This is a genomic window from Novosphingobium jiangmenense, from assembly GCF_015694345.1.
GTDB lineage: Bacteria > Pseudomonadota > Alphaproteobacteria > Sphingomonadales > Sphingomonadaceae > Novosphingobium > Novosphingobium jiangmenense.
This window is the reverse complement of the sequence record NZ_JADQDC010000012.1, coordinates 1-26,003: the sequence shown is the minus strand read 5'-3', so window position 1 is coordinate 26,003 and position 26,003 is coordinate 1. Positions and strand designations below refer to the sequence as shown.

The following is a 26,003-nucleotide window of genomic DNA, read 5'->3' as shown; positions in this document are numbered from 1 at the left end:
GGCACCCGCGGTTTATCACCAAACCGTCCCTTCGCTGGCGAACTCGCGCAGCAGGTGCTTGGCGATCTGCAACTGCATGATCTGGCTGGTGCCCTCATAGATGCGCAGGATGCGCGCATCGCGGAAGAAGCGCTCGGCCGGATACTCGGCCAGGTAGCCCGCCCCGCCGAACACCTGAACGCAACGGTCGACCACCCGCCCGCAGGCCTCGGACGAGAACAGCTTGGCGGCTGCCGCCTTGCGCTGGATGTTCTCGCCCCGGTCGGCGCGGGCGCAGGCATCGGCGACCATGCATTCGGCGGCGTAAAGCTCGGCCTCGCTGTCGGCCAGCATCGCCTGGATCAGCTGGAAATTGGCAATCGGCTCGCCAAAGGCCTTGCGCTCGTTGGCATAACGGATCGCGGTATCGAGCGCGCGACGCCCCATGCCGACGCCCATGCCCGCCACCGAAAGCCGCCCGTTATCAAGGCTCTGCATCGCGATCTGGAAGCCGCGCCCTTCCTCGCCGCCGACCAGCGCCGAGCCCGGAACGTACACGTCCTCCATGATGACGTCGGCAATGTGCGCGCCCGATTGCCCCATCTTCTTGTCGGGCTTGCCCACGGTGATGCCGGGGGTGCTCATATCGACAATGAAGGCCGAGACGTGCGCGTTCTTGGGCAGCGCCTCCTTCGAGGTGCGCGCCATGATCAGCCCGATCTTCGCCCAGGGGCTGTTGGTGATGTAGCGTTTCGTGCCGTTTAGGCGATAGCCATTGCCGTCGCGCACGGCGGTGGTCTGCATCGCCGCGCTGTCCGATCCCGAACCTGGCTCGGTCAGGCCAAAGCAGGCAATCTCGCCGCTGGCGATGCGCGGCAGCCATTCCGCCTTCTGCTCGGGCGTGCCGTAGTTCTTGATCGCGCTGCCGGTCATGCCGATGTTGATCGACACGGTGGAGCGGTACGCGGGCGAGGCATAGGCCATGTGCATCACCGTGGTGATGTATTGGCTGATGTTCATGCCCGCCCCGCCGAACTCCTCGGGAATGGTGATGCCGAACAGGCCCATCTCGCGCATCTCGTCGAGGATGTCGTCCGGAATGCGGTCATTGGCGATGACCTCCTCCTCCGCCGGGATCAACCGCTCACGCACATAGCGGCGCAGTTGTTCGAGGAACTGCTCGAAGATTTCCGGGTCCATTCCGGGATTAGCCATGTCGAAACTCCTCAAACCGGATCATAGGGGAAGACGTGCGCCGAAACCTCGTCGGCACGGGCAAAGCTGGGGCGGAATGCCGGGATAAGTTCCTCGGCAATGGCGGCGGGAGTCCAACCCTCCAGCTTGACCATCGAGCGCACCGGGCGCGGCTTGTCGAACAGCAGAATCTCGTTCTTGCGCACCGAGAAGATCTGGTTGGTCACGTCCTGCGACAGGTCGGAAGCGAGATAGGCCACCAGCGGCGCGATCTTGTCCGCGCTCATCGTCTGCATCCGCTCCACCCGCAGCTTCTGCTCAGGGGTCTCCGCCGGGATCGAGGCCGTCATCCGGCTCCACGCAAAGGGCGCGATGCAGTTCGAGCGCACACCCCAGCGCGCCATGTCGAGCGCGATCGACTGCGACATCGCCACCAGCCCCAGCTTCGCCGCCGAATAGTTGGCCTGTCCGATGTTGCCGATCAGCCCCGAGGTCGAAGTGAAGTGGATGAAGCTGCCCGAGGACTGCTCGCGGAAGTAGGGCGTCGCCGCCTTGGAAACGTTGAACGCACCGGTCAGGTTCACGTCGATCACGCTGGTCCAGTCCTCGTAGGACATCTTGTGCCAGATCGTGTCGCGCAGGATGCCGGCATTGTTGACCACCGCGTCGATCCGCCCGAACCGCTGCACCGCATCTTCGACGATGCTCGCCGCGCCTACCGGATCGGCCACGCTGGCAAGGTTCGCCCAAGCCTTGCCGCCCGCTGCCACGATATCGTTCACCGTGGTCTGCGCAGGGCCCGCATCCCCGCCATCGCCGCCTTGCGCCACACCCGGATCGTTGACCACCACCGCAGCCCCTTCGCGGGCGCACAGCAGCGCGATCTCGCGCCCGATCCCGCGCCCGGCGCCAGTCACGGCAACAACCTTTCCATCCAGCACGCCGGCCATTCGAATCTCCCAAGGCGTCTTGTTGACACCTTTGTTAAGCGACCGGTTAAACCATTTCAACCGCAACCGTCAGGCACGGCCCATCGGGCTTCCCAATCATCTTCAATTGTGGTTTGGAAGCAAAACCAATCACCTCATGATTGATGAGAGGGCAGCCAAGGATGCGCTTCAAGGGTCTCGACCTCAACCTGCTCGTCGTGTTCGACGCGCTGATGGAAACCCGCAGCGTCACCCGCGCCGCTGAGCGCATCGGCCTGACCCAGCCGGCCACCAGCGCGGCGCTGCGCCGCCTGCGCGATTACTTCAACGACGAGATCGTCGTCGCCGTGGGCAAGCGCATGCACCCGACGCCCTTTGCGGAGGGCCTTCACCCGCAGATCCAGCTTGCCCTGCGCGGTGTGGAACGGGCAATCACCACGCCCACCGCCTTCGATCCCAAGACGTCAACGCGCCGCTTCCGCATTGTCGGCTCGGACTACATCATGGTCGCCGTGCTGGTCCCCCTGATCGAGCGCTTCGCCCGCACTGCACCCGGGGTGCGGATCGAAATCATCCAGCCGACCGAGCAGGCGGTATCAGAACTGGAATCCGGCAAGGCCGACCTGCTGGTCACGCCTGAGCCGTTCCTGGCCGCCTGGCACCCGCACGAAGTCCTGTTCAGGGAAGAGCAGGTCGTCGTCGGCTGGGCCGAAAACCCGGTGTTCCAGCGCGGCCTGACCGAGGAGGACTTCTATGCCGCCGGCCACGTCACCGTCGCATTCGGCGCCAACCGCACCCCTGCTTTCGCGGATTCTACCTTGTCACGCATGGGCCGCGAACGCCTGGTCGAGGTCACCGTGTCAAGCTTCGCCTCGGCGCCGTGGTTCATCGAAGGCACCGCCCGCCTCGCCGTCCTCCATGAGCGGCTGGTCCGCCAGATCGCCCGCCGCTTCAATCTTGCCTGGGCGCCGATGCCCTTCGCATTCCCGACCATGCAGGAAATGATGCAGTTCCACGAATCCCGCGCCGACGACGCAGGCCTCACCTGGCTGCGCGAGCAGATGCGCGAGGTTGCCGCCGAGGCTGCTTGAGGAAGCAGCCCTTCACCCGTCAGAACTTGTTGTCCCTCGGGAACCCGTTCGGCGGCAGTCTGCCGGCAGCGCCACGCGCCACCTTCCACGGCAGCAGGTCCTTCTCCACCCGCGTGCGTCCGCTCTCGCCACCCATGGCCCATGACAGGCCATCTTCCAGCTTCAGCGTGATGACGTCCGCCATTTCGCCGTCCTTGTAGCGCTGCAGCGTCACGCCCTGCCCCTTGGCCAGCAGCGGCACTTCCGACAGCGCGAAGATCACCAGCTTGCGGTTCTCGCCGATCACCGCGACATGGTCATGCTCAGGCGCAATCTCGCGCACTACGGCCAGCTTCACGCCCGGCTTGGTCGAGACGACACCGCGCCCTTTACGCGTCTCGGCCAGCAGTTCGTCCATCTCGGCCGCAAAGCCACGCCCGGTATTGGCCGCCAGCAGCAACTGCCCCTTGGGCTTGTAGACCGTGACACTGATGATCTGCGCATCGGGATCGATGTCGACCATGGTCCGGATCGGCTCGCCAAAGCCGCGCGCGCCGGGCAGCTTGTCCGCACCCAGCGTGTAGAAGCGGCCATTGTCCACCGCCACGAGCAACTTGTCGGTGGTCTGGCAGTGCAGCGCGAAGGCGGGGCCATCGCCTTCCTTGAACTTGAAGTCGCCATCCAAGGGTACGTGCCCCTTGGCCGCCCTGATCCAGCCCTTGGCGGAAAGGATCACCGTCACCGGCTCCTTCTCGATCATCGCGTCCATGCTGAATTCGCGCGTCGGCGCGGCTTCGGCAATGGTCGTGCGGCGGCGGCCGAGCGGCGTATCCTCGGCATAGTCCTTGCGCAGAGCATTGAGATCACGCTTCAGCCGCGTGCGCTGGCGGGCCGGGCTGTCGAGCAGCTTCTGCAGCTCCTCCTGTTCGGCCAGCAGTTCGTCAAGCTCCTTGCGCAGCTCCATTTCCTCAAGCTTGCGCAGGGAGCGCAGGCGCATGTTGAGAATGGCTTCGGCCTGGCGGTCGGTCAGTTCGAATTCGGCCATCATCACCGGCTTGGGTTCGTCCTCGGTGCGGATGATCTCGATGATCCGGTCGAGGTTGAGGTAGGCAATGATGTAGCCTTCGAGCAGCTCGAGGCGGCTGGCGATCTTGTCCAGCCGGTGCTGCGAGCGGCGCAGCAGGATGTCGATCTGGCTGATCACCCATTCCTGCAGCACCAGCTTGAGCCCGAGAACCCCCGGCGTGCGGCGCGAATCCAGCACGTTTAGGTTGAGGCCGAAGCGGTTCTCGAGGTCGGTCAGCTTGTAGAGCGATTCCTTGAGCAGTTCGGGATCGACGTTGCGGCTCTTGGGCACCAGCACGAGGCGGATCTGCTCGTCGGACTCGTCGCGGATGTCCTCGAGAATCGGCAGTTTCTTGTCGGCGATGAGCTGCGCGATTTGTTCGATCAGTTTGCTCTTCTGCACCATGTAGGGGATTTCGGAGACGACCAGCTGCCATTGCCCGCCCCCGAGCTTCTCGATCCCGGTCTCTTCCCAATTGCCCGCCTCGTCACGGCCCGTGGAGAAGCGCCCGCGCACACGGATGGCGCCGCGCCCGGTCTCGTAGGCGTGGGAAATGACGGCGGGGCTATCGACGATCACACCGCCGGTGGGCAGGTCAGGGCCGTGGAACACTTCCATCAACTGGGCATGTTCGGCGTGGGGGTTGTCGATCAGCAGCAGCGTCGCGTCGATGATCTCGGCGACATTGTGACTGGGAATGTTGGTCGCCATGCCCACGGCAATGCCGCTGGAGCCATTGGCCAGCAGGTTGGGGAACAGGCCCGGGAAGATCTCCGGCTCCTCGTCCTCGCCGTTGTAGGTCGGCACGAAGTTGACGGTGCCTTCGTCGAGCCCCGCCATCAGTTGCATCGCCGTGCGCGTCAGACGAGCTTCGGTATAGCGGTAGGCGGCGGCATTATCGCCGTCGATATTGCCGAAGTTGCCCTGCCCCTCGACCAGCGGGTAGCGCAGCGACCAGTCCTGCGCGAGGCGGACCATGGCATCGTAGACCGAGGCATCGCCATGCGGGTGATACTTGCCGATCACGTCGCCGACCACGCGCGCCGATTTCTTGAACGCGTCGTTCGGATTGAGCTTCAGTTGCCGCATCGCCCAGAGCAGGCGGCGGTGGACCGGCTTCAATCCGTCGCGCAGATCGGGCAGCGAGCGCGCGGTGATCGTGCTCAGCGCATAGACGAGGTAGCGCTCCGACAGCGCGGAGTCGAACGGGGCATCGACAATTGCGTCGAAAGGATCGGGCTCGGTCGTATCTGTCGCCATGGTTGGAACGTCCTAGCAACACGTCCGCCAGAGCGAAAGTCACGGAACAACCACAGTCCCCGGCTATTCTTGGGGGAACCCCTTTCCCACACCAAGGAGCATCCCATGAGCAAGCGCGTGCTGATCGTCGCGACCGACGGATTCGAACAGAGCGAACTCGAAGGCCCGAAGAAGGCGCTGGAAGACGCCGGGATAGAAACCGTCGTCGCCAGCCTGAAGCCCGGCTCTATCACCGGCTGGAAGGACAAGAACTGGGGCGATGCCGTCGCCGTCAACATCACGCTCGATCAGGTCGACGCCAACGAATACGATGCCCTCCTGCTGCCCGGCGGCCAGATGAACCCCGATATCCTGCGCATGGACGACCGCGCCGTCGATATCGTCAACGACTTCGACGACCTCGACAAGCCGATCGCCGCGATCTGCCACGGCCCCTGGCTGCTGGTGGAGGCTGATATCGTCGACGGTCGCACGGTCACCGGCTGGCCCTCGATCCACACCGACCTCGGTAACGCAGGCGCAGACGTGGTCGACGAGGAAGTCGCCATCGACGGCAACCTCATCACCAGCCGCAAGCCCGAAGACATCCCGGCCTTCTCCAAGGCGCTGATCGAAATGCTGGCCGACGACTGAGACCAAGGCGACCGTAGCCCAACGACCGTAGCCCAAAGATCGTAGCCCAAGGACCGTAGCATTGTGTTTCCCGGGGGTTCACCCCGCCCTCGGGAACCGCTAGGGTCGTAACAGATGAAACAGCTTAGCGTTACAGAACAAGCCATCGTCGGGGGAATCGATGCCGCTGCCATGCTCGCGCAGGTTGAGGCGTGGTGCCTGCTCAACACCGGCACCGGCAACCTCGTCGGGCTTGCCGCACAATGGGATCTGCTGGCCGACGCCTTCGCGGCGCTACCGGGCGAGATCCGCAAGGTCGATCCCGCCCCGGTAACGGCAGTGGCCGCTGACGGGCGCGAGGTTGAAACCGCAAACGGCGCGCACTTCGTGCTGTCGGTACGGCCAGATGCGCCACGCCGCTACCTGCTTACCGGACACATGGACACGGTGTTCCCGCCTGCCCACACCTTTCAATCGCTACAATGGCTCGACGCCGAAACGCTGAACGGCCCCGGCGTTGCCGACATGAAGGGCGGCATCGCGGTGATCCTCGCCGCGTTGCAGGCATTCGAGCAAAGCCCCGCAGCGGCCTCGGTCGGCTACGACGTGATGATCAATTCCGATGAGGAAACAGGCAGCCTATCTTCCGCCCCGCTGATTGCCGCGCTGGCGCAGGGCAAGGCAGCGGCTTTGACTTACGAGCCCTCCGCCCTCCCCGATGGCACGCTCGCAGGGGAGCGTCCCGGCAGCGGCAACTACAGCGCGGTGATCAAGGGCCGCTCTGCCCACGCCGGTCGCAATCCGCAGGACGGGCGCAACGCGATCATCGCCGCCGCCGACATGGCGCTCAGGCTCAAAGCTCTGGAGCGACCTGGCCTCTCCATCAACCCGGCGAGGATCGATGGCGGGAGTGCGAACAACGTGGTGCCCGACCATGCCATTCTGCGGTTCAATGTTAGGCCTCGGCTGCCGAGAGTTGCCATAGAGTTCACCGAGAGTCTGCGAGAGTTGGTGCAGAGTCTCGAAGAGTTGCACGAGGTTGGAATCCACCTCCACGGCGGGGTTTCGCGCCCTCCGAAACCGCTCACGCAGGAGGCCGAGGCACTGTTCGGGCTGGTCCGCGAGTGTGGAGAATTGCTTGGTCAATCAATCCGTTGGCAGGCCTCGGGCGGGGTCTGTGACGGCAACAATATCGCCGCCTGCGGGGTGCCCGTGGTCGATACCATGGGCGTGCGCGGCGGGGCGATCCATTCCGATCAGGAGTTCCTGATCGTGCCATCCCTGGCCGAGCGCGCCGCCTTGTCCGCGCTCGTCCTGCATCGCCTTTCCGGGGGAAATCAATGACATTCCGCATCCGTGCCGCCCGCGCGAACGATCTCCAACCGCTCTATGAAATGGCCAAGCTCACCGGCGGCGGCTTCACCAACCTGCCCCCCGATCGCAAGGCGCTGACGGCGAAATTGTCTCGCGCTTCAGAGGCTTACGCCAACACCGAAGAGGGCGACCCGAAGAATCCGAAGGACGAACTTTTCGTTCTGGTGCTGGAGGACACGGCGACCGGCGAGGTGCGCGGCACAGCGCAGATCTTCACCTCGGTCGGCCATCAGTGGCCCTTCTATTCGTACAGGATGGCCACGCTTACCCAGCATTCTCAAGAACTTGGCCGCACCTTCCGCGCCGAGATGCTCAACCTCGTCACCGACCTCGAAGGATCGAGCGAAGTCGGCGGGTTGTTCCTGCACCCCTCGGAACGCGCAGGTGGCCTTGGCATGTTGCTCGCCCGCAGCCGCTACCTGTTCATCGCGATGCACAGAAAACGCTTTGGCGACAAGATCTTGGCTGAACTTCGCGGCGTGATAGACGAGCGCGGCGGATCGCCCTTCTGGGACGGAGTCGCCGGCCGCTTCTTCGGCATGAGCTTCCAGGAAGCCGACTATTTCAACGCGATCAACGGCAACCAGTTCATCGCCGACCTGATGCCCAAGCACCCGGTCTACATCGCCATGCTGCCCGAAACCGCGCGCTCCGCCATCGGCCTGCCTCATCCCTCAGGCCGCGCCGCAATGCGGATGCTCGAGGAGGAAGGCTTTGCCTACGAAGGCTATGTCGACATCTTCGACGGCGGCCCGACGATGACCGCGCGGACCGACCGCGTGCGCTCGATCTGCGAGGCGAAGGAGGTGCCCCTCGCCCACATCCGCGCTCCGGAAGGTAGCGGCAGCGTGGTCAAGGCGCTGGTGGCAACCGGCAAACTCGCCGAATATCGCTGCACTTTCGCCGAGATTGCCGAGACCGATGAGGGCCTTACACTCGATCCCGTGGCCGCCGCGGCGCTGGGCGTCAGCGTGGGCGACAAGGTCTGGTTCGTGGGCCGCTGAGGGAAAGACATGGCACTCGTTGAAATCAACTTCGATGGCCTCGTCGGCCCCAGCCACAACTACGCCGGCCTGAGCCTGGGCAACCTCGCTTCGGCCAGCAACGCGGGCGAAGTGTCCTACCCGCGCGCCGCGGCGCTCCAGGGGTTGGGCAAGATGCAGCACAACATCGGCCTTGGGCTGACGCAGGGCCTGTTTGCGCCCCTGCCCCGTCCCAACCCGGTGCTGCTGCGCGCGCTTGGCCTTGAAAGCATTGACGAAAGCGACGCAGCGCAGCGACGCTTGCGGGCGGCGGCATGGTCGGCCTCGTCGATGTGGACGGCAAACGCAGCAACCGTCAGCCCCGCGCCCGATACGGCAGACGGGCGGTGCCACATGACTGCGGCGAACCTCGTGACGATGCCGCACCGCTCGCAGGAATGGCCCGATACCGTGCGCCAGTTGCGACTAGCCTTCAGCAACTCTTCGGCCTTTGCTGTGCACGACGCGGTGCCACCCTGCTTTGGCGATGAGGGCGCGGCCAACCACATGCGCATGTGCGCCAGCCACGACGCGCCGGGTCTTGAGATCTTCGTTTACGGGACGACGGGCGGAGCCTTCCCTGCACGCCAGCACGAGCAGGCGAGCCGGGCGGTGGCGCGGTTGCACGGGCTGAATCCTGAACGCTGCCTGTTCGTGGAGCAATCCCCCGATGCCATCGCGGCAGGGGCGTTCCATAACGATGTGGTGGCCGTGGCCAACGAACGCGTGCTGTTCACGCACGAGCAGGCCTTTGCCGATCCGGAGGGCACTTACGCCGCGATACGCGAGAAGCTGCCCGAGGCCGAGATCGTGGTGGTTCCAGCGAGCGTCGTCAGCCTTGGCGATGCGATCCGCAGTTACCTGTTCAATGCGCAGTTGCTGACGCTGCCAACCGGTGAAATGGGTCTGGTGATCCCGCTGGAGGCTTGGGAGACGCCATCTGTGCGCAGTTGGCTGGACGGTCACGTCGCCTCGAACGGCCCGATCCGCAAAGTTCTGCCGGTGGATGTGCGCCAGTCGATGGCCAATGGCGGCGGGCCTGCATGCCTGCGCCTGCGGGTTGTCGCCGATCCTGCCACCGTCGATCCGCGCTTCCTGCTGGACGAGGCGAAGATCGCGCGGCTTGAAAATGTGGTGGCGATGCACTGGCCGGAACAGATCGATCCTGCTGATTTGGGCGGAGAATCCTTGGCGCGTTCTGTCATAGGTGCAAGAGCAGCCTTGCTCGAAGCGCTAGGGCTCCCGGAACTCGCCTGAGGCTTTCCGCGTATCCCTGCAAAGGGTCGCTCCGCAGGTTGTCGCTTCGCTTTACAGTGAAGATTGCATTAACCAGACTATTGCCAGCGTTTCATGATCTGGCACGATGCTTGCGGAGAGACTCTTCAGAAGAGGATAACGTTTCGGATGCTTCGCAAGATCGGTCGACTGTTCGTGATCAAGACCCGCTTCGAGGCGTTTGCGGTGATCTATGCGCTGGCGCTGGGCGCGGTCGAGCGCGGTCATGCCTATCTCGGGCAATATCCCGGTTTCCCCGGCAAGATGCTGTTCGCAGCGGCAACCGGCGCGGTGTTCATCGCCGGGGCGAAGATTCTTGACTCGCTGCGCATGGAAAAGCGGCTGCAGGAGCTTGAGGGCCAGACCGACAAGTAAGGGGAAGCAAGTAGGGCGATTCTGTTGCTAGGCTCGCCCCCAGCCCCCGGTTTCCGATTCTGTTACCCGGTTCGGTCCGAACCGTGCTCTAACCTTATAACTTCAGGGCGTTAGCCCCTAGAATTATGCAGCGAGAGCAAGTGCTTCGTTGTCGTTGGCACTTGTGAGTTTTGAGCCTTGAACGGGTTACTCAGCCCGGGCAAAAACAGCGCTTTTCAACACACGTCGATCCTAGTTCGGCCCCAGCAACACCCTTGCGACAACAAGGCCAAGGTCCGCGAAGACCCTGTAGTGATGGTGGAGCCGCCGGGTACCGCCCCCGGGTCCGCTGTGCCTATTGCACGCCGCAGTTTATCACCATAGCCGGCCGAAACCGGCAGGGTCCCATATAGGGATGCGCGCGCAAATGAAAAGGGGCGGGATCGCGCCCGCCCCCTGAATTGTCCCGATCTGCTGGTTCAGCCCCTGGCCTTCAACCCTTGCCCTTCAGTGCATCGCGGATTTCGGCGAGGAGCTCGACCTCGGTCGGCCCGGCTGGTGCAGCGGGCGCTTCCTCGGCCGGCTTTTCGAAGGCCTTGTTGATCGCCTTCACCAGCAGGAAGATGATGAAAGCGACGATGACGAAGTTAACCGCCTGGGTGATGAAATCGCCATAGCCGATCATCGGCACGCCGGCCGCCTTCAGTTCGGCATAGCTTGAAGGATCGCCCTTGTAGTCAGCAGGGACTGGCCCCAAGCGGACGAAATAGCGCGTGAAATCGACACCGCCAGTGATGAAGCCGACGACAGGCATGATCACGCTTTCGGTAAGCGAGGTGACAATCTTGCCGAAAGCGCCGCCGATGATCACGCCGACTGCGAGATCGAGCACGTTGCCGCGCGCGATGAATTTCTTGAACTCTCCGAACATGCCGACCACTTCCCCCTTAACGTCCGTGTTTACCATGATCCCTTTTCCGTTGGTTGCCACTCAGCGCGGAACGTCACAAGTGCCAATCGGTTGCAAAGCGGGCGCATCTTGAACCGCGACGGTGGCCCGCTATCTCTGTTGCACAACTCCAAGGGGAACTTACGTCGATGGCCGCTACCCGCTTCACGCAGATTGCATTCGCCACCGTTGCCGCCGCCAGCCTTTCGGCCTGCGGAATCAACTCCGTCCCCGCGGCCGAGGAAGAGGCCAAGGCGCGCTGGGCCGATGTCGAAAGCTCCTACCAGCGTCGTGCCGACCTGATCCCCAACCTCGTGGCCACGGCCAAGGGCGCGGCGGCTTCGGAAACGCAGATCCTGACCAACGTGACCGATGCGCGAGCGCGGGCGACCTCGATCAATATCACCACCGACGATCTTTCGAACCCGGAAGAATTCGAAAAATTCCAGAACGCGCAGAACCAGTTGACCCAGGCGCTCGGCCAGCTGCGAACGGTGGTGGAGAACTACCCGCAGCTGCAGAGCCAGGCGCGCTTTGCAGACCTGATGGTGCAGCTCGAAGGCACGGAGAACCGCATCAACGTGGCACGCACGCGCTACAACGAGGCGGTGCAGGCCTATAACACCACGATCCGCACCTTCCCCGATGCGATCGGCGCAAAGCTCATCCATGGCGCCAAGCCGATGGTGCCTTTCAAGGCGACTGCAGGATCGGAAGTGGCGCCGACGGTGAACTTCGACATGAACGCTCCGGCTCCGGCAGCTTCGGGCAAGTAAGGTGACGCGCCCCCAAGGGGCCATGGCGCGGGCTTTCTGGCAGGCTGTCGCGGTGCTGCTCCTGCTGGTTGCGGGAGCGGCGCACGCGGCCATGCCTGCACGGCCTGCGGGCCCCGTGCTGGATCAGGCCGCGATCATTCCCGACGCCGACGAGGCGGCGCTGGCGCAGAAGCTGTCTGCCTACAACGCGCAGACTGGGCGGGCGGTGATCGTGGCGACAATCAATTCGCTCGATGGGCAGGACATCGAGAGTTACGGCGCTGCGCTTGGCCATGAATGGGGTGTGGGCGGCAAGTCCACCGATCAGGGTTTGATCCTGCTGGTCGCGCCCAACGAGCGCAAGGTGCGGATCGAGGTTGGCTACGGCCTCGAGGAGTACATGCCCGACGTGCTCGCCGGGCGCATCATCACAGGCGTGATCACGCCTCGGTTCAAGGCCGGCGACTATGCCGGGGGCATCAGCGCGGGCGTCGACCAGATCCTTGCGCAACTCAATCGCGATCCTGCGGATGCCAAGGCGATTGCCGAAGCGGCGAAAGCGGGAGCGCGCGAGGAAGGTTCCGGCGGATCCACCATCGGCAGCGCGATCTTCTGGGTCGTGTTGATCGTGGTGATGATCTCGATCTTCGGGCGGCGCAAGCGCGGGTTTGCCCAGCGCCGCAGCGGGATCGATCCGGGCATCGTGCTGTGGGGCCTGAGCGAGATCGCGCGCGGCGCTTCGCACAGCAACCGCAGTTCCGGCGGTTGGGGCAGTGGTGGCGGTTCCGACTGGGGCGGCGGTGGTGGCTTTGGAGGTTTCGGCGGAGGCGACTTCGGCGGCGGCGGCGCTTCGGGGGACTGGTGATGAGCAGGCTCGTGCAGATGACCGAGGCGGATCACAAGATCGTGTCCGACGCCGTGGCCGCAGCCGAGGCGCAAAGCGCGGGCGAGATCGTCACGATCGTGACGCCTCGTTCTGACACCTATCGCGACGTGGCGCTGGCGTGGAGCGCTTTCGTGGCATTCCTGGCGCTCTGTGCGCTGGAGATCATGCCGGGCTTCTACCTTTCGCTGGTCGAGCACTTGCTGGGCCTGTGGGCGTTCGAATGGAGCCCGCGCGCGGTGCTTGGCCTTGCGCTGACGGTGGCGACGCTGAAGTTCGGCGGGACTTACCTGCTGATGCGGTTCACCCCGCTCGGCCTGTGGCTGACGCCGCGCCAGGTGCGCAATGCCCGGGTGCGCGAGCGGGCGCTGACGTGCTTCCGTGTCGGTGCCGAGAGCCGCACCTCGGGGCGGACTGGCGTGCTGATCTACCTCAGCCTTGCCGAGCATCGCGCCGAGATCATTGCCGATGCCGCGATTGCCTCGAAAGTCTCGCCCGAGACCTGGGGGCACGCGATGAAGGCCATGCTCGATCCGCTGCGGCAGGGGCGCATGGCCGAAGGCATGGCGGCAGCGGTGGCTGAGGTGGGCAAGGTCCTGTCGGAGCACTTCCCCCGCGATGCCAATGATGTGAACGAATTGCCGGACAGGTTGATCGAAGTATGAGTCTTGAAGAAGAGTATCGCGACCACGCCGAGCAGATCCACTGGCAGGGCCGCTTCATCGTCACAAAGACGCGCGGGCGATGGGAATACGTCTCGCGCAATCGCAACATCAAGGCGGCGGTGATCCTGGCCATCGAGGACGGACACGTGCTGCTGGTCGAACAGTTCCGCGTGCCGCTGGGCCGTCCGTGCATCGAACTGCCCGCCGGGCTGATCGGGGACGAGGCCGGGGCGGAGAACGAGGATGCCGCAGAGGCCGCCGCGCGCGAGTTGGAGGAAGAGACCGGCTACCGCCCCGGCAAGATCGAATCGCTCGGTGAGTTCCATTCCTCGCCGGGGATGGTGACAGAGGCCTTCACGCTGTTCCGTGCACGCGATCTGGAAAAAGTTTCCGAAGGCGGCGGCGTGGAAGGCGAAGGCATCACCGTGCACCGGGTTGCCCTTACGGAAATCGAGAGCTTCCTCGCCGCGAAGCGCGCCGAGGGCTATGCCATCGACGTGCGGATGCTGCTGCTGCTCGCGCCCGGGATCATGGGCTGACATTTCCGAGACTTGCGCGATTGCATTCAACTTGCTTCGTTGACGCAAACGGAAAGCAGGAGAGCGACGCGATGAGCAGGGTTCAGGGCAAGAAGGCACTCGTGACGGGCGCGGCGCAGGGCTTGGGTGCGGCGCACGCGTGGATGCTGGCGCGCGAGGGTGCGCGGGTGCTGCTGACCGACATCAACGGCGATGGTGCGGCGGCGCAGGCCGAGGCGATCAATGCCGAGATTGGTGCCGGGACGGCCTTTGCCATGCGCCATGACGTAACCAGCGAGGCAGATTGGGACGCGGCGGTCGCGCTGGCGGCGGAGAAGCTGGGCGGGCTCTCGGTGCTGGTGAACAACGCGGGCGTCGGCGTGCGCGGCAATATCGAGACCTGCACGCTGGAAGAGTGGCATCGCGGCTTTGCGATCAACGTCGATTCCGTGTTCCTCGGTTGCCAGAAGGCCCTGCCCTTGCTGCGCGACAACCAGCCGGGGTCGATCATCAACATCAGCTCGATCGCCGGCCTGATCGCGTCCGACACCATGCCGGGCTACAATGCGAGCAAGGCAGCGGTGTGGATGCTGACCAAGTCGGTCGCGCTTTACTGCGCCAAGCGCGGCTGGGACGTGCGCTGCAATTCCGTCCACCCGACCTTCGTGGACACGCCGATCCTCGACGGAATCGCGACCAACGCCAATATCGAGAAGGACGTGGTCATGGGCAAGCTGGCCCGCCAGATTCCGCTGGGCCGCGTCGGCGAGCCGAACGACATTGCCGCTGGCGTGCTCTACCTTGCGAGCGACGAAAGCCGCTTCATGACCGGGGCAGAGCTCAAGCTGGACGGCGGTATCTCGGCGATGTGAAGCTCAAAAGGCCGACCGGACTCGTTGTCCGGCCGGCCTTTTTCCCGAGTGTACGTCAACTGGTCAGGATCAGAACACCACGACCGAGCGGATCGACTTGCCCGCGTGCATCAGGTCGAAGGCGGTGTTGATTTCCTCGAGGCCCATGACGTGGGTGATCATCGGGTCGATCTCGATCTTGCCGGTCATGTACATGTCGACGATCTTCGGAACGTCGGTGCGGCCCTTGGCGCCGCCGAACGCGGTGCCGCGCCAGTTGCGACCCGTGACGAGCTGGAACGGGCGGGTTTCGATGGTCTTGCCGGCTTCGGCCACGCCGATGATGATCGAGGTGCCCCAGCCGCGGTGGCAGGCTTCAAGCGCGGTGCGCATCACTTCGGTGTTGCCGGTGGCGTCGAAAGTGTAGTCCGCGCCGCCGTCGGTCATGGCGACGACCTTGGCGACGACGTCCTCGCGGCTCATGCCCTTGGAGTTGAGGAAGTCGGTCATGCCGAACTTGCGGCCCCATTCCTCGCGATCAGGGTTGATGTCGACGCCGATGATCTTGTTGGCGCCGGCAAGGCGCGCGCCCTGGATCACGTTGAGGCCGATGCCGCCGAGGCCGAAGACGACGACATTGTCCCCCACCTGGACCTTGGCGGTGTTGATCACCGCGCCGACGCCGGTGGTGACGCCGCAGCCGATGTAGCACGAGGTCTTGAAGGGTGCGTCTTCACGGATCTTGGCGACCGCGATCTCGGGCAGGACCGTGAAGTTCGAGAAGGTGCTGCAGCCCATGTAGTGGAAGACGGTCTGGCCCTTGTAGCTGAAGCGGCTGGTGCCATCGGGCATCAGGCCCTGCCCCTGCGTGGCGCGGATCGCGGTGCACAGGTTGGTCTTGCCCGAGAGGCAGCTTTTGCACTGGCGGCATTCGGGGGTGTAGAGCGGGATCACGTGATCGCCGGGCTTGACCGAGGTGACGCCGGGGCCGACTTCGCGCACAATGCCTGCGCCTTCATGGCCCAGAACGCTCGGGAAAATGCCTTCGCTATCGAAGCCATCGAGCGTGTAGGCGTCGGTATGGCACACGCCGGTGGCCATGATCTCGACCAGAACCTCGCCCGCCTTCGGGCCTTCGAGATCAAGCTCGACGATTTCAAGCGGCTGCTTGGGCGCGAACGCTACGGCGGCGCGGGTCTTCATGGTGCGGGGTCTCCCTTTGGGTGTGGCGGCGCGTTAGCATAATTGCTAAGCCGGTGTTAAATCGCCCGATATGCGAAACACTGTTGCAAGACGAGAATAATGAGCAATCGCTGGGACGGGATAGATGAAGTTGTCGCGGTTGCCGATACGGGCACCTTCGTGGCAGCGGCGAAGCGGCTGGGGACATCGACTTCGCACGTGAGCCGGGCCGTGGCGCGGCTTGAACAGGGCCTTGGCGCGCAGTTCTTCCACCGCACGACGCGGGCTGTCAGCCTGACGGACACCGGGCGCACGCTGGTCGACCAGTTCCGCCGCCTGATTGCCGAGCGTGATGAAGCGATTGCGATGTTGGACCTTCAGGGCGAGCCGCAGGGGCACTTGCGCATCACCTGCCCGACCGCGCTGGGCGAGCGCTTCGTGGCGCCGATCGTCCGGGCCTACGTGCAGGAGTATCCGAAGCTCTCGGTCGACCTCGACCTGTCGAACCGCGTGGTCGAACTGGTGTCGGAAGGTTACGATCTTGCCATCCGCACGGGCACCCTGCCTGACAGCCGCCTGATCCGTACGCAGATCGCGACACGCGGGATCGTGACCTGTGCTTCCCCCGCATATCTTGCCGCTCACGGTACGCCCGAGACGGTCGACGATCTGGAAGCGCATGACTGCATTCCTGCCACCCTCGACATGTGGCGCTATCTCGTCGACGGCGAGGTCCGTACGGTTCGTCCGCGCGGGCGCTGGCGTTGCAGCAACGGAACGGCGGTGTTCGATGCGGCAATGGCTGGTATCGGCCTGTGCCAGTTGCCGGAATTCTATGTCAGCCGGGCGATCGCCGAAGGCTCGCTCGTCGAAGTGCTCGCCGCGTTCAGGCCGGAGGACGATCCGATCTGGGCCGTCTATCCGCAACGCCGGCACCTGCTGCCCAAGGTGCAGCGACTGATCGAGAAACTGCGGCGCGAACTGGTTCCGGCAATGGCGAGGGGTTAGAGCCTCAAGGTAGCGCAAACATCCCGGTAATACCTATGCAAATCCCATGACATCGCTGACACTGCTGGTTAGACCGGCGCGTCAACGGTCCCGCAGCGGTCGGTCGAGGAGAGTGATGTGTCAGGTAGTTCAGCCGGTTCCGGTTCGCAGAAGGCGGCATTTGCCGCCGTCACCGTCCTGTTCTTTGCCTGGGGTTTCATCACCTCGCTGATCGATCCGCTGGTGGCGGCGGTGAAGGGCGTGTTCACCCTGACCACGCTCGAGGCACAGCTTTCGGCTTTCGCCTTCTTCATCGCCTATGGCTTCATGAGCCTGCCCGCTGCCGCGATCATCGGCCGCATCCGCGCGGTGCCAGCCATCCTGTTGGCGCTGGTGACGATGGCGATTGCCTGCGTGGTCATGCTGTTCGCCGCCAATGCAGCATCCTATCCGCTGGTGCTGACGGGGCTGTTCATCCTCGCCGCCGGGATCACCGTGCTGCAGGTGGCAGCGAACCCGCTGGCCGCCGCGCTGGGCAAGCCCGAGGGCAGCCACCTCCGCCTGACCCTGTCGCAGACGTTCAACTCGTTCGGCACGTTCCTCGGCCCGGCGCTCGGTGCCTCGCTGTTCCTCAAGGGTGTGGAAGTCACCGAAGGGACTGCCCTTACGCCCGAAGTACGCGCCGCAGCGCTGGCCGGGATCGACCGCGCCTATTTCTGGATCTGCGGCCTGATGGTGCTGTTGATCGGCTTTTTCTGGGTCAACCGCACACGCATTTCGCAGGCCGCTCCTGCACCAGCGCCGACCGGCGGGATCGGCGCTCTGCTTTCGCAGGCGTTCTCTTCGCGCTGGGCCGTGCTCGGCGCAGCCGCAATCTTCGTCTATGTGGGTGCGGAGGTGGCGCTGGGTACGCAGATGGCGCTGTTCCTCAACAATCCCGCGATCTGGGGCATCAGCCTCGAACAGGCCGGCAAGGCAGTCTCGTTCTACTGGTTGGGAGCGATGGTCGGCCGCGCGATCGGCACGGTGCTGCTCGCCCGCTTCAGTGCGGCGCGACTGCTCATGATCTTCGCCCTCGTCGCAGCCGCGCTTTGCACCTGGGTCATGGCGATCGGTGGCGTTTCGGCGGGCTACGTCGCGCTGTCGATTGGCCTGTTCAACTCTATCATGTTCCCGGTGATCTTCACGCTCACGCTCGAACGCTCGTCGGCAAGCGAGGAAGCGACCTCGGGTCTGCTGTGCACCGGCATCATCGGCGGGGCGGGCATCCCGTTGTTGGCCGGTGCGGTGACGGACCACGCCGGGATTCTCGTCTCGTTCATAGTGCCACTGGCCTGTTACGTGCTGCTCGTGCTGTTTGCCGCCAGCGCTGCCAAGGCTCCAGTGCTGCGCCGCGCAAGCGGCGAATCCATGCACTGACACTACGGCGACAGCCGGCCTCTCACATTCAGCCCCGGAGCCGATCCGGGGCTGAATTTTTTTGCCCGCAATGCAGCGGGCATGCCGTAGCGTCAGCCGCACTACCTGACGCGATCGCGCCCACCCGCCTCTTTCCCTTTACGTAAACTTCCACTAGCTCTTTGTGGCACAGAGTCGTGAAACGATACGACCGGGAGAGAGCGTTGGAAGCTGCAAGCGAGACGGAAGCGCAAGCGATCGGAGCGATCGCACAGGCGATGACGGGGACCGGGCCTGACTTCTCGCTACGCGGGGTCGATGGCTGGCTGCAGGGACGGACGATGTACGGGGGGGCATCCTCGTTCCTCGCCTATGCCGCAGCGCGCAAGGCGCGGCCCGACTTGCCGCCGTTGCGAGCGGCACAGATCAGTTTCCTGGCGCCGGTTGGCTCCGACGTGGACATCACAGTCTCCAGCCTGCGCGAAGGCAAAAGCGTGGCCAACATCCAGACCGACATGACGAGTGGCGGATCGCTCGCCCACCGCGCAGCGTGGGTATTCGGCAGTGCGCGGACCTCGAACGGCAGCGTCACGGCGGCGCGCGCCGAAAACTTCGTTCCCTACGCCGACCTGCCCGAACTAGGTTCGCCCGAAGGCCTGCACTTCGTCAACAACTTCGAGCTGCGGCGCGGCGAGGCAAAGGAGGACCGCCGCCCCGGCGTGGTGCGGCGCTGGGTGCGGCTGCGTGATCGCGCATGCCTCGATCCGGTGGGCGAGCTGGTGCTGATCGGCGATACGCTGCCGCCCGGCTCGATGCGCGCGATGGAGCGGCGCGGCCCGATCAGCTCGATCAACTGGTCATTCACTTTGCTGGGTGACGCGCCGGAAACGCGCGATGGCTGGTGGCTGCTCGAGACAGCTTCGAACCACATGGCGGATGGTTTCAGCAGCGAAACCTTGCGGATGTGGAATGCCGATGGCGTGCAGGTCATGCACGGCCTGCAGAGCGTGGCGATCTTTGGCTGAGGGGAAAGACATGGAACTGGCCGACGCACAATCATTGGGGTTCGAGCCAGACCGGCTGGCCCGGATCGGTGACTACCTCGACGAGCACTACATCGCCAGCGGCCGACTGCCGGGTCTCGATGTGCTGGTCGCGCGTGATGGCGAGGCGGTCTATCGCCACACCGCTGGCCGCGCGCGAGAGGACGGCACGCCGATGGCGGCGGACACGATCTGCCGGATCGCCTCGATGACCAAGCCGCTGACGTCGGTGGCGTTCATGATGCTGGTGGAGGAAGGCAAGGTCGCGCTCGACGATCCGGTGACCAAGGTCATCCCGGAGTTTGCCAACCTCGGTGTCTATGCTGGCGGGGGCGGAGAAGTAGACTTCTTTCCGGCGCGCCCTGCCCCAGTGATGCGCATGGTCGACCTGATCACGCATCAGTCCGGCCTCACCTACGGCATCCAGAACCGCACCAACGTGGACGCCGCCTACCGCAAAGCGCGGCTGGACGGGCACGCCAGCCTGCCCGGTAACGACCATTTCGTCGAGGAACTGGCCAAGCTGCCGCTGGAGTTCGAGCCGGGACAGGCCTGGAACTATTCGGTGGGCACCGACGTGCTGGGCGTGGTGGTGGCGCGACTCTCGGGCATGAGCCTCGGCGAATTCCTGCGCACGCGGATCTTCGAGCCGCTCGGCATGGTCGATACCGGATTCCATTGTCCCGACGACAAGGCGCACCGACTGGCCGATGCCTGGGCCTATCAGGCGGGACAACCGCCGCAGTTGTTCGACCCCGCCGAGAAGTCCGGCACGCGCCGGGTGCCACGGTTCGAGAGCGGCGGCGGCGGCTTGCTGTCGACGACGGCCGACTATCACCGCTTCTGCCGGATGCTGGTAAATGGCGGCGCGACCGACGGCACGCGCATCCTCAGTCCGAAGACGCTCCAGTTGATGACAGCCAACCATCTGCCCGGCGGTGCGGATCTCACGCAGGTGTCGAAAGCTCTGTTCAGCGAGGCCTACAACGCCGGTGCTGGCTTCGGCCTTGGCTTTGGCATGACGATCGATCCCGCGCGGGCACTTGTGCCGGGCTCTGCCGGTGAATTCTACTGGGGCGGGATATTCTCGACGGCGTTCTTCGTGGACCCGGTGGAGAAGGTCCATGCGGTCTTCATGACCCAGCTCTATCCCTCGTTCATCTACCCCATCCGGCGTCAGTTGAAGACGCTGATCTACAGCGCGCTGGCCACCAGTCGCGCCTGATCAAACAGCACAGGAGAGAAGCGATGTCCGACCCCATTCCCGGTGCCAAGGAACACATCGACGCGGCCCGCAAGCTTGCCGCGACGATCGACGACATTCCCGCAGACACGCAGTTGCTGCCGATCAATCGCGTCGGCGTGATCGGTGCCGGCACGATGGGCGGCGGGATCACCATGAACTTCCTGACTGCGGGCATCCCGGTGACGATCGTGGAAATGACGCAGGAAGCGCTCGACCGTGGCGTCGCCACCATGCGCAAGAACTACGAGAACACCGTCAAGCGCGGCAAGATGGAGGCAGCGGACGCTGAAGCCGCGATGGGCCGCCTGACGCCTACGCTGGACTTCAATGCTCTGGCCGAGGCCGATCTGGTGATCGAGGCGGTCTATGAGAGCATGGACGTGAAGAAGGACGTGTTCGGCAGGCTCGACAAGGTGGCCAAGGCAGGCGCGATCCTCGCTTCGAACACCAGCTATCTCGACATCGACGCAATCGCCGCCGTCACCTCGCGCCCGGAATCGGTAATGGGCATGCACTTCTTCTCGCCCGCCAACGTGATGAAGCTGCTTGAGGTCGTGCGCGGCAAGGCGACCGGCAAGGCGCAGTTGGCAACGGTGATGGCGCTTTCGGTGAAGATCGGGAAGGTGCCGGTGGTTTCGGGCGTATGCCACGGGTTCATCGGCAACCGCATGCTCTCACCCCGTCAGGCGCAGGCCCATGCACTGATCATGGAAGGCGCCAACTACTGGGACGTCGACGAGGCGCTGCTCGAATTCGGCTTCCCGATGGGGCCGTGGCAGATGGCCGACCTCGCCGGGGTCGACATCGGCTGGCACCGCGACCCGAACCGCATCGAGACGCTGCGCGATGCGCTCTGCGCAGTCGGTCGCTGGGGCCAGAAGACCAAGAAGGGCTTCTACGACTACGACGACAACCGCCAGCGTACGCCTTCGGATGAAGTAAAGGCGATCATCGCCCAGTTCGCCGCCAAGGAGGGCAAGCCGCAGCGCGAGATCGGCAAGGACGAGATCCGCGAGCGCCTGCTCTATCCGATGATCAGCGAAGGCGCGCTGATCCTCGAGGAAGGCATTTCGCAGCGCGCCAGCGACATCGATACGGTCTGGCTCAACGGCTATGGCTGGCCGGCATGGACCGGCGGGCCGATGTTCTGGGCCGACCATATCGGGCTCGATACGGTCGTCGCAGGCCTGAAGAAGCACGGTCTCCCGGTGGCTCCGCTGCTGGAGCGCAAGGCCGCTGCAGGCGAGAAGTTCAACTGAGCGGGAGCGTGGCGATGCGGATCGAGGATATCGTCGAGAGCGAGTTCACGCCGCTCAGCGACATACTGCGCGCCCATGCCGCAAGGCGGGGCGACGCGGTGGCGCTGGCTGACGAGAACCGCACTGTCGGCTGGGCGGAAATGAACGCCCTGCTCGACCGCATCGCCACCGCCCTCCAGCGCGAGGGCGTGGAGAAGGACGAACCCGTCGCCATCGCGGCGATGAACGCGGTGACCACCGGCCTTGCCTTCCTCGGCGCGATCCGGGCAGGCGCGGTAGCGGCGCCGCTGACTTCGACCGCAACGCCCGAGACGATCGTGGCCATGCTCGAAGACAGCGGCAGCCGGGTGCTGCTGCTGGACAAGGAGATTTCGGACAGGCTGGCAGGGCTGCAACTGCCCGTCGGGGTAAAGCGCATCGCGCTGGACGACAGCGATGCAGGCGAGCCTCTCAGTCGGTGGATGGCGGAGGAAGGCGCAAGGCCCGAGGAGCGCACCCCCGCCCCCGGCGATCCGTTCAACATCATCTATTCCTCGGGCACTACCGGCGCGCCCAAGGGCATCGTGCAGAGCCACAAGATGCGCCACGAATATGCGCGGCGCACGATCCCTGGCGGCTATGGCGACGATACCGCGGTGATCTGTTCGACCCCGCTCTATTCCAACACCACGCTGGTCAGCTTCCTCCCCGCCCTCACCGCTGGCGGCAAGGTCGTGCTGATGCGCAAGTTCGATGCGCGCACGTTCCTGCAACTGTCCGAACGCGAGCGGGTGACCCACGCCATGCTGGTGCCGGTCCAATACCGGCGGATCATGGAAGTGCCGGACTTCGACAGCTTCGACCTTTCTTCCTACAAGCTCAAGTCCTGCACCTCCGCGCCCTTCCCGGCGTGGCTCAAGGCCGACGTGCTGAAACGCTGGCCCGGCGGGCTGACCGATGGCTACGGCATGACCGAGGGCGGCGCGACGTCGATCCTGCTGGCCCACCTCTACCCGGACAAGCTGCACACCGTGGGCCAGCCCTCGCCGGGACATATCATCAAGATCATCGACGAGGACGGCAACGAACTGCCACAGGGCGAAGTGGGCGAGATCGTCGGCCATTCGCCGATCATGATGAACGGCTATCACAACAAGGCCGACAAGACCCGCGAGGTCGAATGGTACGACTCCGAAGGCCGCCGCTACATCCGCCACGGCGATGTCGGCAAGTTCGACGAGGACGGCTTCCTGATCCTGATGGACCGCGCCAAGGACATGATCATCTCCGGCGGGTTCAACATCTACCCGAGCGACCTTGAGGCCGAACTCACCCGGCAGAGCGCGGTCAAGGAAGCCGCCGTGGTCGGCGTGCCGTCCGATGCTTGGGGCGAGACCCCGCTGGCCGTGGTAGTGCTCGCCGATCATGCCGCTGACCCCAAGGCCATCCTCGCCGAAGCCAACAGCCGCCTAGGCAAGACCCAGCGCATTTCCGCCATCGAAGTCACCGACGAACTGCCGCGCAGTCCGATCGGCAAGGTGCTGAAGCGCGAACTTCGCGACAGGTTCGGCGGCAACCCCATCCTCGCCGCCACATCCCTCGAAAAAACATCCCCAGCAGGAGCATGAACCATGCGTGACGCCGTAATCGTATCGACCGCCCGCACGCCCATCGGGCGCGCCTACAAGGGTGCCTTCAACGCAACGCCGGGCGCCACGCTCGGCGCGCTGTCCCTGCAGGCAGCGGTCGCCCGCGCGGGGATCGATCCGGCAGAGGTTGACGACGTGCTGTGGGGCGCGGCCCTGCAGCAGGGTGCGCAGGCCGGCAACATCGCCCGCCAGGTCGCGCTGCGGGCGGGCCTGCCGATCACCACTTCGGGCATGAGCATGGACCGCCAGTGCTCGTCGGGCCTGATGACCATCGCCACTGCCGCCAAGCAGGTGATCATCGACCGCATGGACGTGGTTGCCGCAGGTGGGCAGGAATCGATCAGCCTCGTCCAGACCAAGGAAATGCGCGTCGCCCCGGACAAGAGCCTGATGGCGATGCACAAGGCGATCTACATGCCGATGCTGCAGACCGCCGAGATCGTCGGCCAGCGCTATGGCATCAGCCGCGAGGCCTGCGACGAATACGCCCTGCAATCACAGCAGCGCACCGCCGCCGCGCAGGCTGCGGGCAAGTTCGATGACGAGATCGTCGCGGTCGACACCTCGATGGGCGTCCAGAACAAGGAAACCGGCGAGATCACCTTCCAGGACGTCCACCTGACCAAGGACGAAGGCAACCGCCCCTCGACCACCATCGAGAACCTGCAGGCCCTGAAGCCGGTGATCGAAGGCGGCATCGTGACGGCGGGCAACGCCAGCCAGCTTTCGGACGGATCGTCTGCCGTGATCGTGATGGAGGCGGAAATGGCCGCCAAGCGGGGCCTCGCGCCGCTCGGTCGCTATGTCGGCATGGCGGTTGCGGGCACCGAGCCCGACGAGATGGGCATCGGCCCGGTCTTCGCCATCCCCAAGCTGCTGCAGCGCTTTGGCCTGAAGATGGACGACATCGGCCTGTGGGAACTGAACGAGGCCTTTGCCGTGCAGGTCCTCTACTGCCGCGACAAGCTGGGCATTCCCAACGACCTGCTCAACGTCAACGGCGGCTCGATCTCGATCGGCCACCCCTATGGCATGACCGGCGCACGCTGCACCGGCCACGCCCTGATCGAAGGCAAGCGCCGGGGCGCGAAGTACGTCGTGGTGACGATGTGCGTCGGCGGCGGCATGGGCGCTGCCGGGCTGTTCGAAGTTCTGTAACACGCGCTCCTTCCCCCTCGATGGGGGAAGGATGCCGAAGCTTACGAGCTTGCTCGCTAGCGCAGGCTGGATGGGGGTGATCAGGCGCAGTGCTTGGTCACCCCATCCAATTTCGGCTAGGCAGACAAGCTGCCAAGCCTGCGTAACCTTCTTCCATCGAGGGGGAAGGACGGTTCTTGCTCCTTCGTGGCCCCCGGCCTACCCTTTGAGCATGAACCAGAATGACAACGAACGCCCTTGGCCTCAGGCCGGGCGCGAGAGGCTGATCTATCCCTCGCCGGTAGGCTGGAAGGGCACCGACTTCGTCGACAACGAGGCCGAACTGCTCAAGCTCCTGAATCCGAAGACGGTGTTCATGATGGGCGACAACCCCGCCCTGCCCCGCATGCCCGAGCGCCCGCGCCTGATCGATTTCTTCCGCTACCGCTTTGGCGACATCACCGTGCGGCACCTGCTGGTCAGCGCCAAGCGCGCGCTGGACGATGGCCTGCCCGAAAAGGTCGTGCTCGCCTGTCTGCTCCACGACATTTCCAACGGCTGCCTGATCCGCGCCGACCACAGCTACTGGAGCGCGCAGCTGATCGCGCCCTATGTCGATCCGGAAGTGGCCTTCGCGGTGAAGTACCATCAGGCGCTGCGCTACGTGGCCGACGAAAGCGTCGGCTATTCCTATCCCGACAGCTACCACAAGTTCTTCGGGGGCGACTATCAGGTGCCCGAATACCTGCTGCAAGACGCCGAATACGCGCAGGCCCACGAATGGTACATGACCGCGCGGCAGGTCACGCTCTACGACACCTACTTCTTCGACGACTTCCCGGTGGTAGAGCCGGAGGAACTGGAAGGCGTCATCGCGAGGAACTTCCGCGAGCCGGAGGAAGGGCTGGGGTTTGATGGATCGCCAACGGCGCACATGTGGCGGACGATGATTTGGCCGAATAATTTTTTGTGAGGGTCTATCGGTGCAACCTTGATTTTGGTCGTCACCCTGAACTTGTTTCAGGGTCCATTTCTCGTCCGGAGCGGCAGCTTGATCGGCAAGATGGATCCTGAAACAAGTTCAGGATGACGGGGGGAGGGCTTGGTCGACGCTAGCCCCTCAGGTGGGGTAGTACACGATCCTCCCTGTTTTTCCGCAGGACAAACGGGGACGGGGGACCGCCAGCGCAGCTGGTGGTGGAGGGGCCGCTACCCCTCCGTCAGCGCTTCGCGCTGCCATCTTGTATCTTGGAAATGGTGCATGATGCGATTGCGGGTTGGGTCGCTAGCGACCCAACCCGCGCCGTTCGCGAGCCCGTAGCCACCTTGGTTGCCTAGACCGCTGGGGAGCCTGGGCCCGGACGGAT

At 64.5% G+C, this 26,003-nt stretch carries 23 protein-coding genes, 1 other RNA gene and 1 pseudogene; 19 read left to right on the top strand and 6 right to left on the bottom strand.

Annotation, left to right across the window (positions count from 1 at the left end):
- Positions 1–15: 15 nt before the first annotated feature.
- Positions 16–1,194: an acyl-CoA dehydrogenase family protein gene (locus I2488_RS15585; RefSeq protein WP_196276741.1), complete on the bottom strand. Its 1,179-nt coding sequence runs from the start codon at positions 1,192–1,194 to the stop codon at positions 16–18.
- An 11-nt stretch (positions 1,195–1,205) separates the two neighbouring features.
- Complete coding sequence (locus I2488_RS15580) at positions 1,206–2,123, bottom strand: SDR family NAD(P)-dependent oxidoreductase (protein WP_196276740.1); 918 nt, start codon at positions 2,121–2,123, stop codon at positions 1,206–1,208.
- A gap of 161 nt (positions 2,124–2,284) precedes the next feature.
- Here I2488_RS15580 and I2488_RS15575 point away from each other — a divergent pair, with 161 nt between their 5' ends.
- A complete protein-coding gene (locus I2488_RS15575; protein ID WP_196276739.1) occupies positions 2,285–3,193 on the top strand; it encodes a LysR family transcriptional regulator in 909 nt (302 codons plus the stop codon).
- Positions 3,194–3,212: 19 nt separating this feature from the next.
- Here the strand turns inward: I2488_RS15575 and parC are convergent, their stop codons facing one another.
- The gene (parC, locus tag I2488_RS15570; protein ID WP_196276738.1) at positions 3,213–5,498 is read right to left on the bottom strand and encodes a DNA topoisomerase IV subunit A; all 2,286 of its coding nucleotides are present in this window, start codon (positions 5,496–5,498) and stop codon (positions 3,213–3,215) included.
- Positions 5,499–5,603: 105 nt separating this feature from the next.
- On the opposite strand from parC, the gene I2488_RS15565 reads away from it, so the two are divergent.
- From I2488_RS15565 to I2488_RS15545, 5 genes are all read left to right on the top strand, one after another.
- A complete protein-coding gene (locus I2488_RS15565; protein ID WP_196276737.1) occupies positions 5,604–6,131 on the top strand; it encodes a type 1 glutamine amidotransferase domain-containing protein in 528 nt (175 codons plus the stop codon).
- Positions 6,132–6,245: 114 nt separating this feature from the next.
- Positions 6,246–7,454 carry a hydrolase gene (locus tag I2488_RS15560; RefSeq protein WP_196276736.1) on the top strand — a complete coding sequence of 403 codons (1,209 nt, stop codon included), beginning with the start codon at positions 6,246–6,248 and terminating at the stop codon, positions 7,452–7,454.
- Positions 7,451–8,488, top strand: a complete 1,038-nt coding sequence (locus I2488_RS15555; protein ID WP_196276735.1) for an arginine N-succinyltransferase — start codon at positions 7,451–7,453, stop codon at positions 8,486–8,488. The genes I2488_RS15560 and I2488_RS15555 overlap by 4 nt, the downstream gene beginning before the upstream one ends.
- Before the next feature lie 9 nt (positions 8,489–8,497).
- Positions 8,498–9,763 (top strand): N-succinylarginine dihydrolase, encoded by a 1,266-nt coding sequence (locus tag I2488_RS15550; RefSeq protein WP_196276734.1) that lies wholly within the window; start codon positions 8,498–8,500, stop codon positions 9,761–9,763.
- Positions 9,764–9,910: 147 nt separating this feature from the next.
- Complete coding sequence (locus tag I2488_RS15545; protein ID WP_196276733.1) at positions 9,911–10,156, top strand: hypothetical protein; 246 nt, start codon at positions 9,911–9,913, stop codon at positions 10,154–10,156.
- A 48-nt stretch (positions 10,157–10,204) separates the two neighbouring features.
- Here the strand turns inward: I2488_RS15545 and ssrA are convergent.
- Positions 10,205–10,573, bottom strand: a transfer-messenger RNA (tmRNA) gene (gene ssrA / locus I2488_RS15540).
- A gap of 55 nt (positions 10,574–10,628) precedes the next feature.
- A complete protein-coding gene (mscL, locus tag I2488_RS15535) occupies positions 10,629–11,102 on the bottom strand; it encodes a large conductance mechanosensitive channel protein MscL (protein ID WP_281390095.1) in 474 nt (157 codons plus the stop codon).
- Between the two features lie 131 nt (positions 11,103–11,233).
- On the opposite strand from mscL, the gene I2488_RS15530 reads away from it, so the two are divergent.
- The 5 genes from I2488_RS15530 (at position 11,234) to I2488_RS15510 (ending at position 14,777) form a co-directional block, all read left to right on the top strand.
- Positions 11,234–11,860, top strand: a complete 627-nt coding sequence (locus tag I2488_RS15530; protein WP_196276732.1) for a LemA family protein — start codon at positions 11,234–11,236, stop codon at positions 11,858–11,860.
- A gap of 22 nt (positions 11,861–11,882) precedes the next feature.
- Positions 11,883–12,704, top strand: a complete 822-nt coding sequence (locus I2488_RS15525) for a TPM domain-containing protein (protein WP_196276731.1) — start codon at positions 11,883–11,885, stop codon at positions 12,702–12,704.
- Positions 12,704–13,387 carry a TPM domain-containing protein gene (locus I2488_RS15520; RefSeq protein ID WP_196276730.1) on the top strand — a complete coding sequence of 228 codons (684 nt, stop codon included), beginning with the start codon at positions 12,704–12,706 and terminating at the stop codon, positions 13,385–13,387. The genes I2488_RS15525 and I2488_RS15520 overlap by 1 nt, the downstream gene beginning before the upstream one ends.
- The gene (locus I2488_RS15515) at positions 13,384–13,926 is read left to right on the top strand and encodes an NUDIX hydrolase (RefSeq protein ID WP_196276729.1); all 543 of its coding nucleotides are present in this window, start codon (positions 13,384–13,386) and stop codon (positions 13,924–13,926) included. Before I2488_RS15520 ends, I2488_RS15515 begins: the two co-directional genes overlap by 4 nt.
- Positions 13,927–13,997: 71 nt before the next feature.
- Positions 13,998–14,777, top strand: a complete 780-nt coding sequence (locus I2488_RS15510) for an SDR family oxidoreductase (RefSeq protein WP_196276728.1) — start codon at positions 13,998–14,000, stop codon at positions 14,775–14,777.
- 69 nt (positions 14,778–14,846) lie between these two features.
- Here the strand turns inward: I2488_RS15510 and I2488_RS15505 are convergent, their stop codons facing one another.
- Positions 14,847–15,959, bottom strand: coding sequence for an S-(hydroxymethyl)glutathione dehydrogenase/class III alcohol dehydrogenase (locus tag I2488_RS15505; protein ID WP_196276727.1), 1,113 nt, complete (start codon positions 15,957–15,959; stop codon positions 14,847–14,849).
- Between the two features lie 99 nt (positions 15,960–16,058).
- Between I2488_RS15505 and I2488_RS15500 the strand changes: the two genes are divergently transcribed.
- The 8 genes and pseudogenes from I2488_RS15500 to I2488_RS15465 all read left to right on the top strand — a co-directional run bounded on the left by I2488_RS15500 (position 16,059) and on the right by I2488_RS15465 (position 25,609).
- Positions 16,059–16,946, top strand: a complete 888-nt coding sequence (locus tag I2488_RS15500) for a LysR family transcriptional regulator (RefSeq protein ID WP_196276726.1) — start codon at positions 16,059–16,061, stop codon at positions 16,944–16,946.
- 117 nt (positions 16,947–17,063) lie between these two features.
- Positions 17,064–18,344: a glucose/galactose MFS transporter gene (gene gluP, locus I2488_RS15495; protein ID WP_196276725.1), complete on the top strand. Its 1,281-nt coding sequence runs from the start codon at positions 17,064–17,066 to the stop codon at positions 18,342–18,344.
- Between the two features lie 203 nt (positions 18,345–18,547).
- Positions 18,548–19,348, top strand: a complete 801-nt coding sequence (locus tag I2488_RS15490) for a thioesterase family protein (RefSeq protein ID WP_246465717.1) — start codon at positions 18,548–18,550, stop codon at positions 19,346–19,348.
- Between the two features lie 10 nt (positions 19,349–19,358).
- On the top strand, positions 19,359–20,591 hold the full coding sequence (locus I2488_RS15485; RefSeq protein ID WP_196276724.1) for a serine hydrolase domain-containing protein: 1,233 nt from the start codon (positions 19,359–19,361) through the stop codon (positions 20,589–20,591).
- 44 nt (positions 20,592–20,635) lie between these two features.
- Positions 20,636–21,871, top strand: a pseudogene (locus I2488_RS15480) (3-hydroxyacyl-CoA dehydrogenase); the annotation flags it as partial.
- A gap of 14 nt (positions 21,872–21,885) precedes the next feature.
- The gene (locus tag I2488_RS15475; protein ID WP_196276722.1) at positions 21,886–23,478 is read left to right on the top strand and encodes a class I adenylate-forming enzyme family protein; all 1,593 of its coding nucleotides are present in this window, start codon (positions 21,886–21,888) and stop codon (positions 23,476–23,478) included.
- Between the two features lie 3 nt (positions 23,479–23,481).
- Complete coding sequence (locus I2488_RS15470; RefSeq protein ID WP_196276721.1) at positions 23,482–24,657, top strand: acetyl-CoA C-acyltransferase; 1,176 nt, start codon at positions 23,482–23,484, stop codon at positions 24,655–24,657.
- Between the two features lie 211 nt (positions 24,658–24,868).
- Positions 24,869–25,609 carry an HD domain-containing protein gene (locus I2488_RS15465; RefSeq protein WP_196276720.1) on the top strand — a complete coding sequence of 247 codons (741 nt, stop codon included), beginning with the start codon at positions 24,869–24,871 and terminating at the stop codon, positions 25,607–25,609.
- The last annotated feature ends 394 nt before the right edge of the window (positions 25,610–26,003 follow it).

What these genes read in the sequence shown, in the direction of transcription:
- I2488_RS15465 (WP_196276720.1), top strand. Translation starts at nt 24,869, where the DNA reads ATGAACCAGAATGACAACGAACGCCCTTGGCCTCAGGCCGGGCGCGAG.
- I2488_RS15560 (WP_196276736.1), top strand. Translation starts at nt 6,246, where the DNA reads ATGAAACAGCTTAGCGTTACAGAACAAGCCATCGTCGGGGGAATCGAT.
- I2488_RS15580 (WP_196276740.1), bottom strand. Translation starts at nt 2,123, where the DNA reads ATGGCCGGCGTGCTGGATGGAAAGGTTGTTGCCGTGACTGGCGCCGGG.
- I2488_RS15585 (WP_196276741.1), bottom strand. Translation starts at nt 1,194, where the DNA reads ATGGCTAATCCCGGAATGGACCCGGAAATCTTCGAGCAGTTCCTCGAA.
- I2488_RS15525 (WP_196276731.1), top strand. Translation starts at nt 11,883, where the DNA reads ATGGCGCGGGCTTTCTGGCAGGCTGTCGCGGTGCTGCTCCTGCTGGTT.
- mscL (WP_281390095.1), bottom strand. Translation starts at nt 11,102, where the DNA reads ATGGTAAACACGGACGTTAAGGGGGAAGTGGTCGGCATGTTCGGAGAG.
- I2488_RS15470 (WP_196276721.1), top strand. Translation starts at nt 23,482, where the DNA reads ATGCGTGACGCCGTAATCGTATCGACCGCCCGCACGCCCATCGGGCGC.
- I2488_RS15555 (WP_196276735.1), top strand. Translation starts at nt 7,451, where the DNA reads ATGACATTCCGCATCCGTGCCGCCCGCGCGAACGATCTCCAACCGCTC.
- I2488_RS15510 (WP_196276728.1), top strand. Translation starts at nt 13,998, where the DNA reads ATGAGCAGGGTTCAGGGCAAGAAGGCACTCGTGACGGGCGCGGCGCAG.
- I2488_RS15500 (WP_196276726.1), top strand. Translation starts at nt 16,059, where the DNA reads ATGAGCAATCGCTGGGACGGGATAGATGAAGTTGTCGCGGTTGCCGAT.
- I2488_RS15475 (WP_196276722.1), top strand. Translation starts at nt 21,886, where the DNA reads ATGCGGATCGAGGATATCGTCGAGAGCGAGTTCACGCCGCTCAGCGAC.
- I2488_RS15575 (WP_196276739.1), top strand. Translation starts at nt 2,285, where the DNA reads ATGCGCTTCAAGGGTCTCGACCTCAACCTGCTCGTCGTGTTCGACGCG.
- I2488_RS15485 (WP_196276724.1), top strand. Translation starts at nt 19,359, where the DNA reads ATGGAACTGGCCGACGCACAATCATTGGGGTTCGAGCCAGACCGGCTG.
- parC (WP_196276738.1), bottom strand. Translation starts at nt 5,498, where the DNA reads ATGGCGACAGATACGACCGAGCCCGATCCTTTCGACGCAATTGTCGAT.
- I2488_RS15505 (WP_196276727.1), bottom strand. Translation starts at nt 15,959, where the DNA reads ATGAAGACCCGCGCCGCCGTAGCGTTCGCGCCCAAGCAGCCGCTTGAA.
- I2488_RS15515 (WP_196276729.1), top strand. Translation starts at nt 13,384, where the DNA reads ATGAGTCTTGAAGAAGAGTATCGCGACCACGCCGAGCAGATCCACTGG.
- I2488_RS15550 (WP_196276734.1), top strand. Translation starts at nt 8,498, where the DNA reads ATGGCACTCGTTGAAATCAACTTCGATGGCCTCGTCGGCCCCAGCCAC.
- I2488_RS15530 (WP_196276732.1), top strand. Translation starts at nt 11,234, where the DNA reads ATGGCCGCTACCCGCTTCACGCAGATTGCATTCGCCACCGTTGCCGCC.
- I2488_RS15565 (WP_196276737.1), top strand. Translation starts at nt 5,604, where the DNA reads ATGAGCAAGCGCGTGCTGATCGTCGCGACCGACGGATTCGAACAGAGC.
- I2488_RS15520 (WP_196276730.1), top strand. Translation starts at nt 12,704, where the DNA reads ATGAGCAGGCTCGTGCAGATGACCGAGGCGGATCACAAGATCGTGTCC.
- I2488_RS15545 (WP_196276733.1), top strand. Translation starts at nt 9,911, where the DNA reads ATGCTTCGCAAGATCGGTCGACTGTTCGTGATCAAGACCCGCTTCGAG.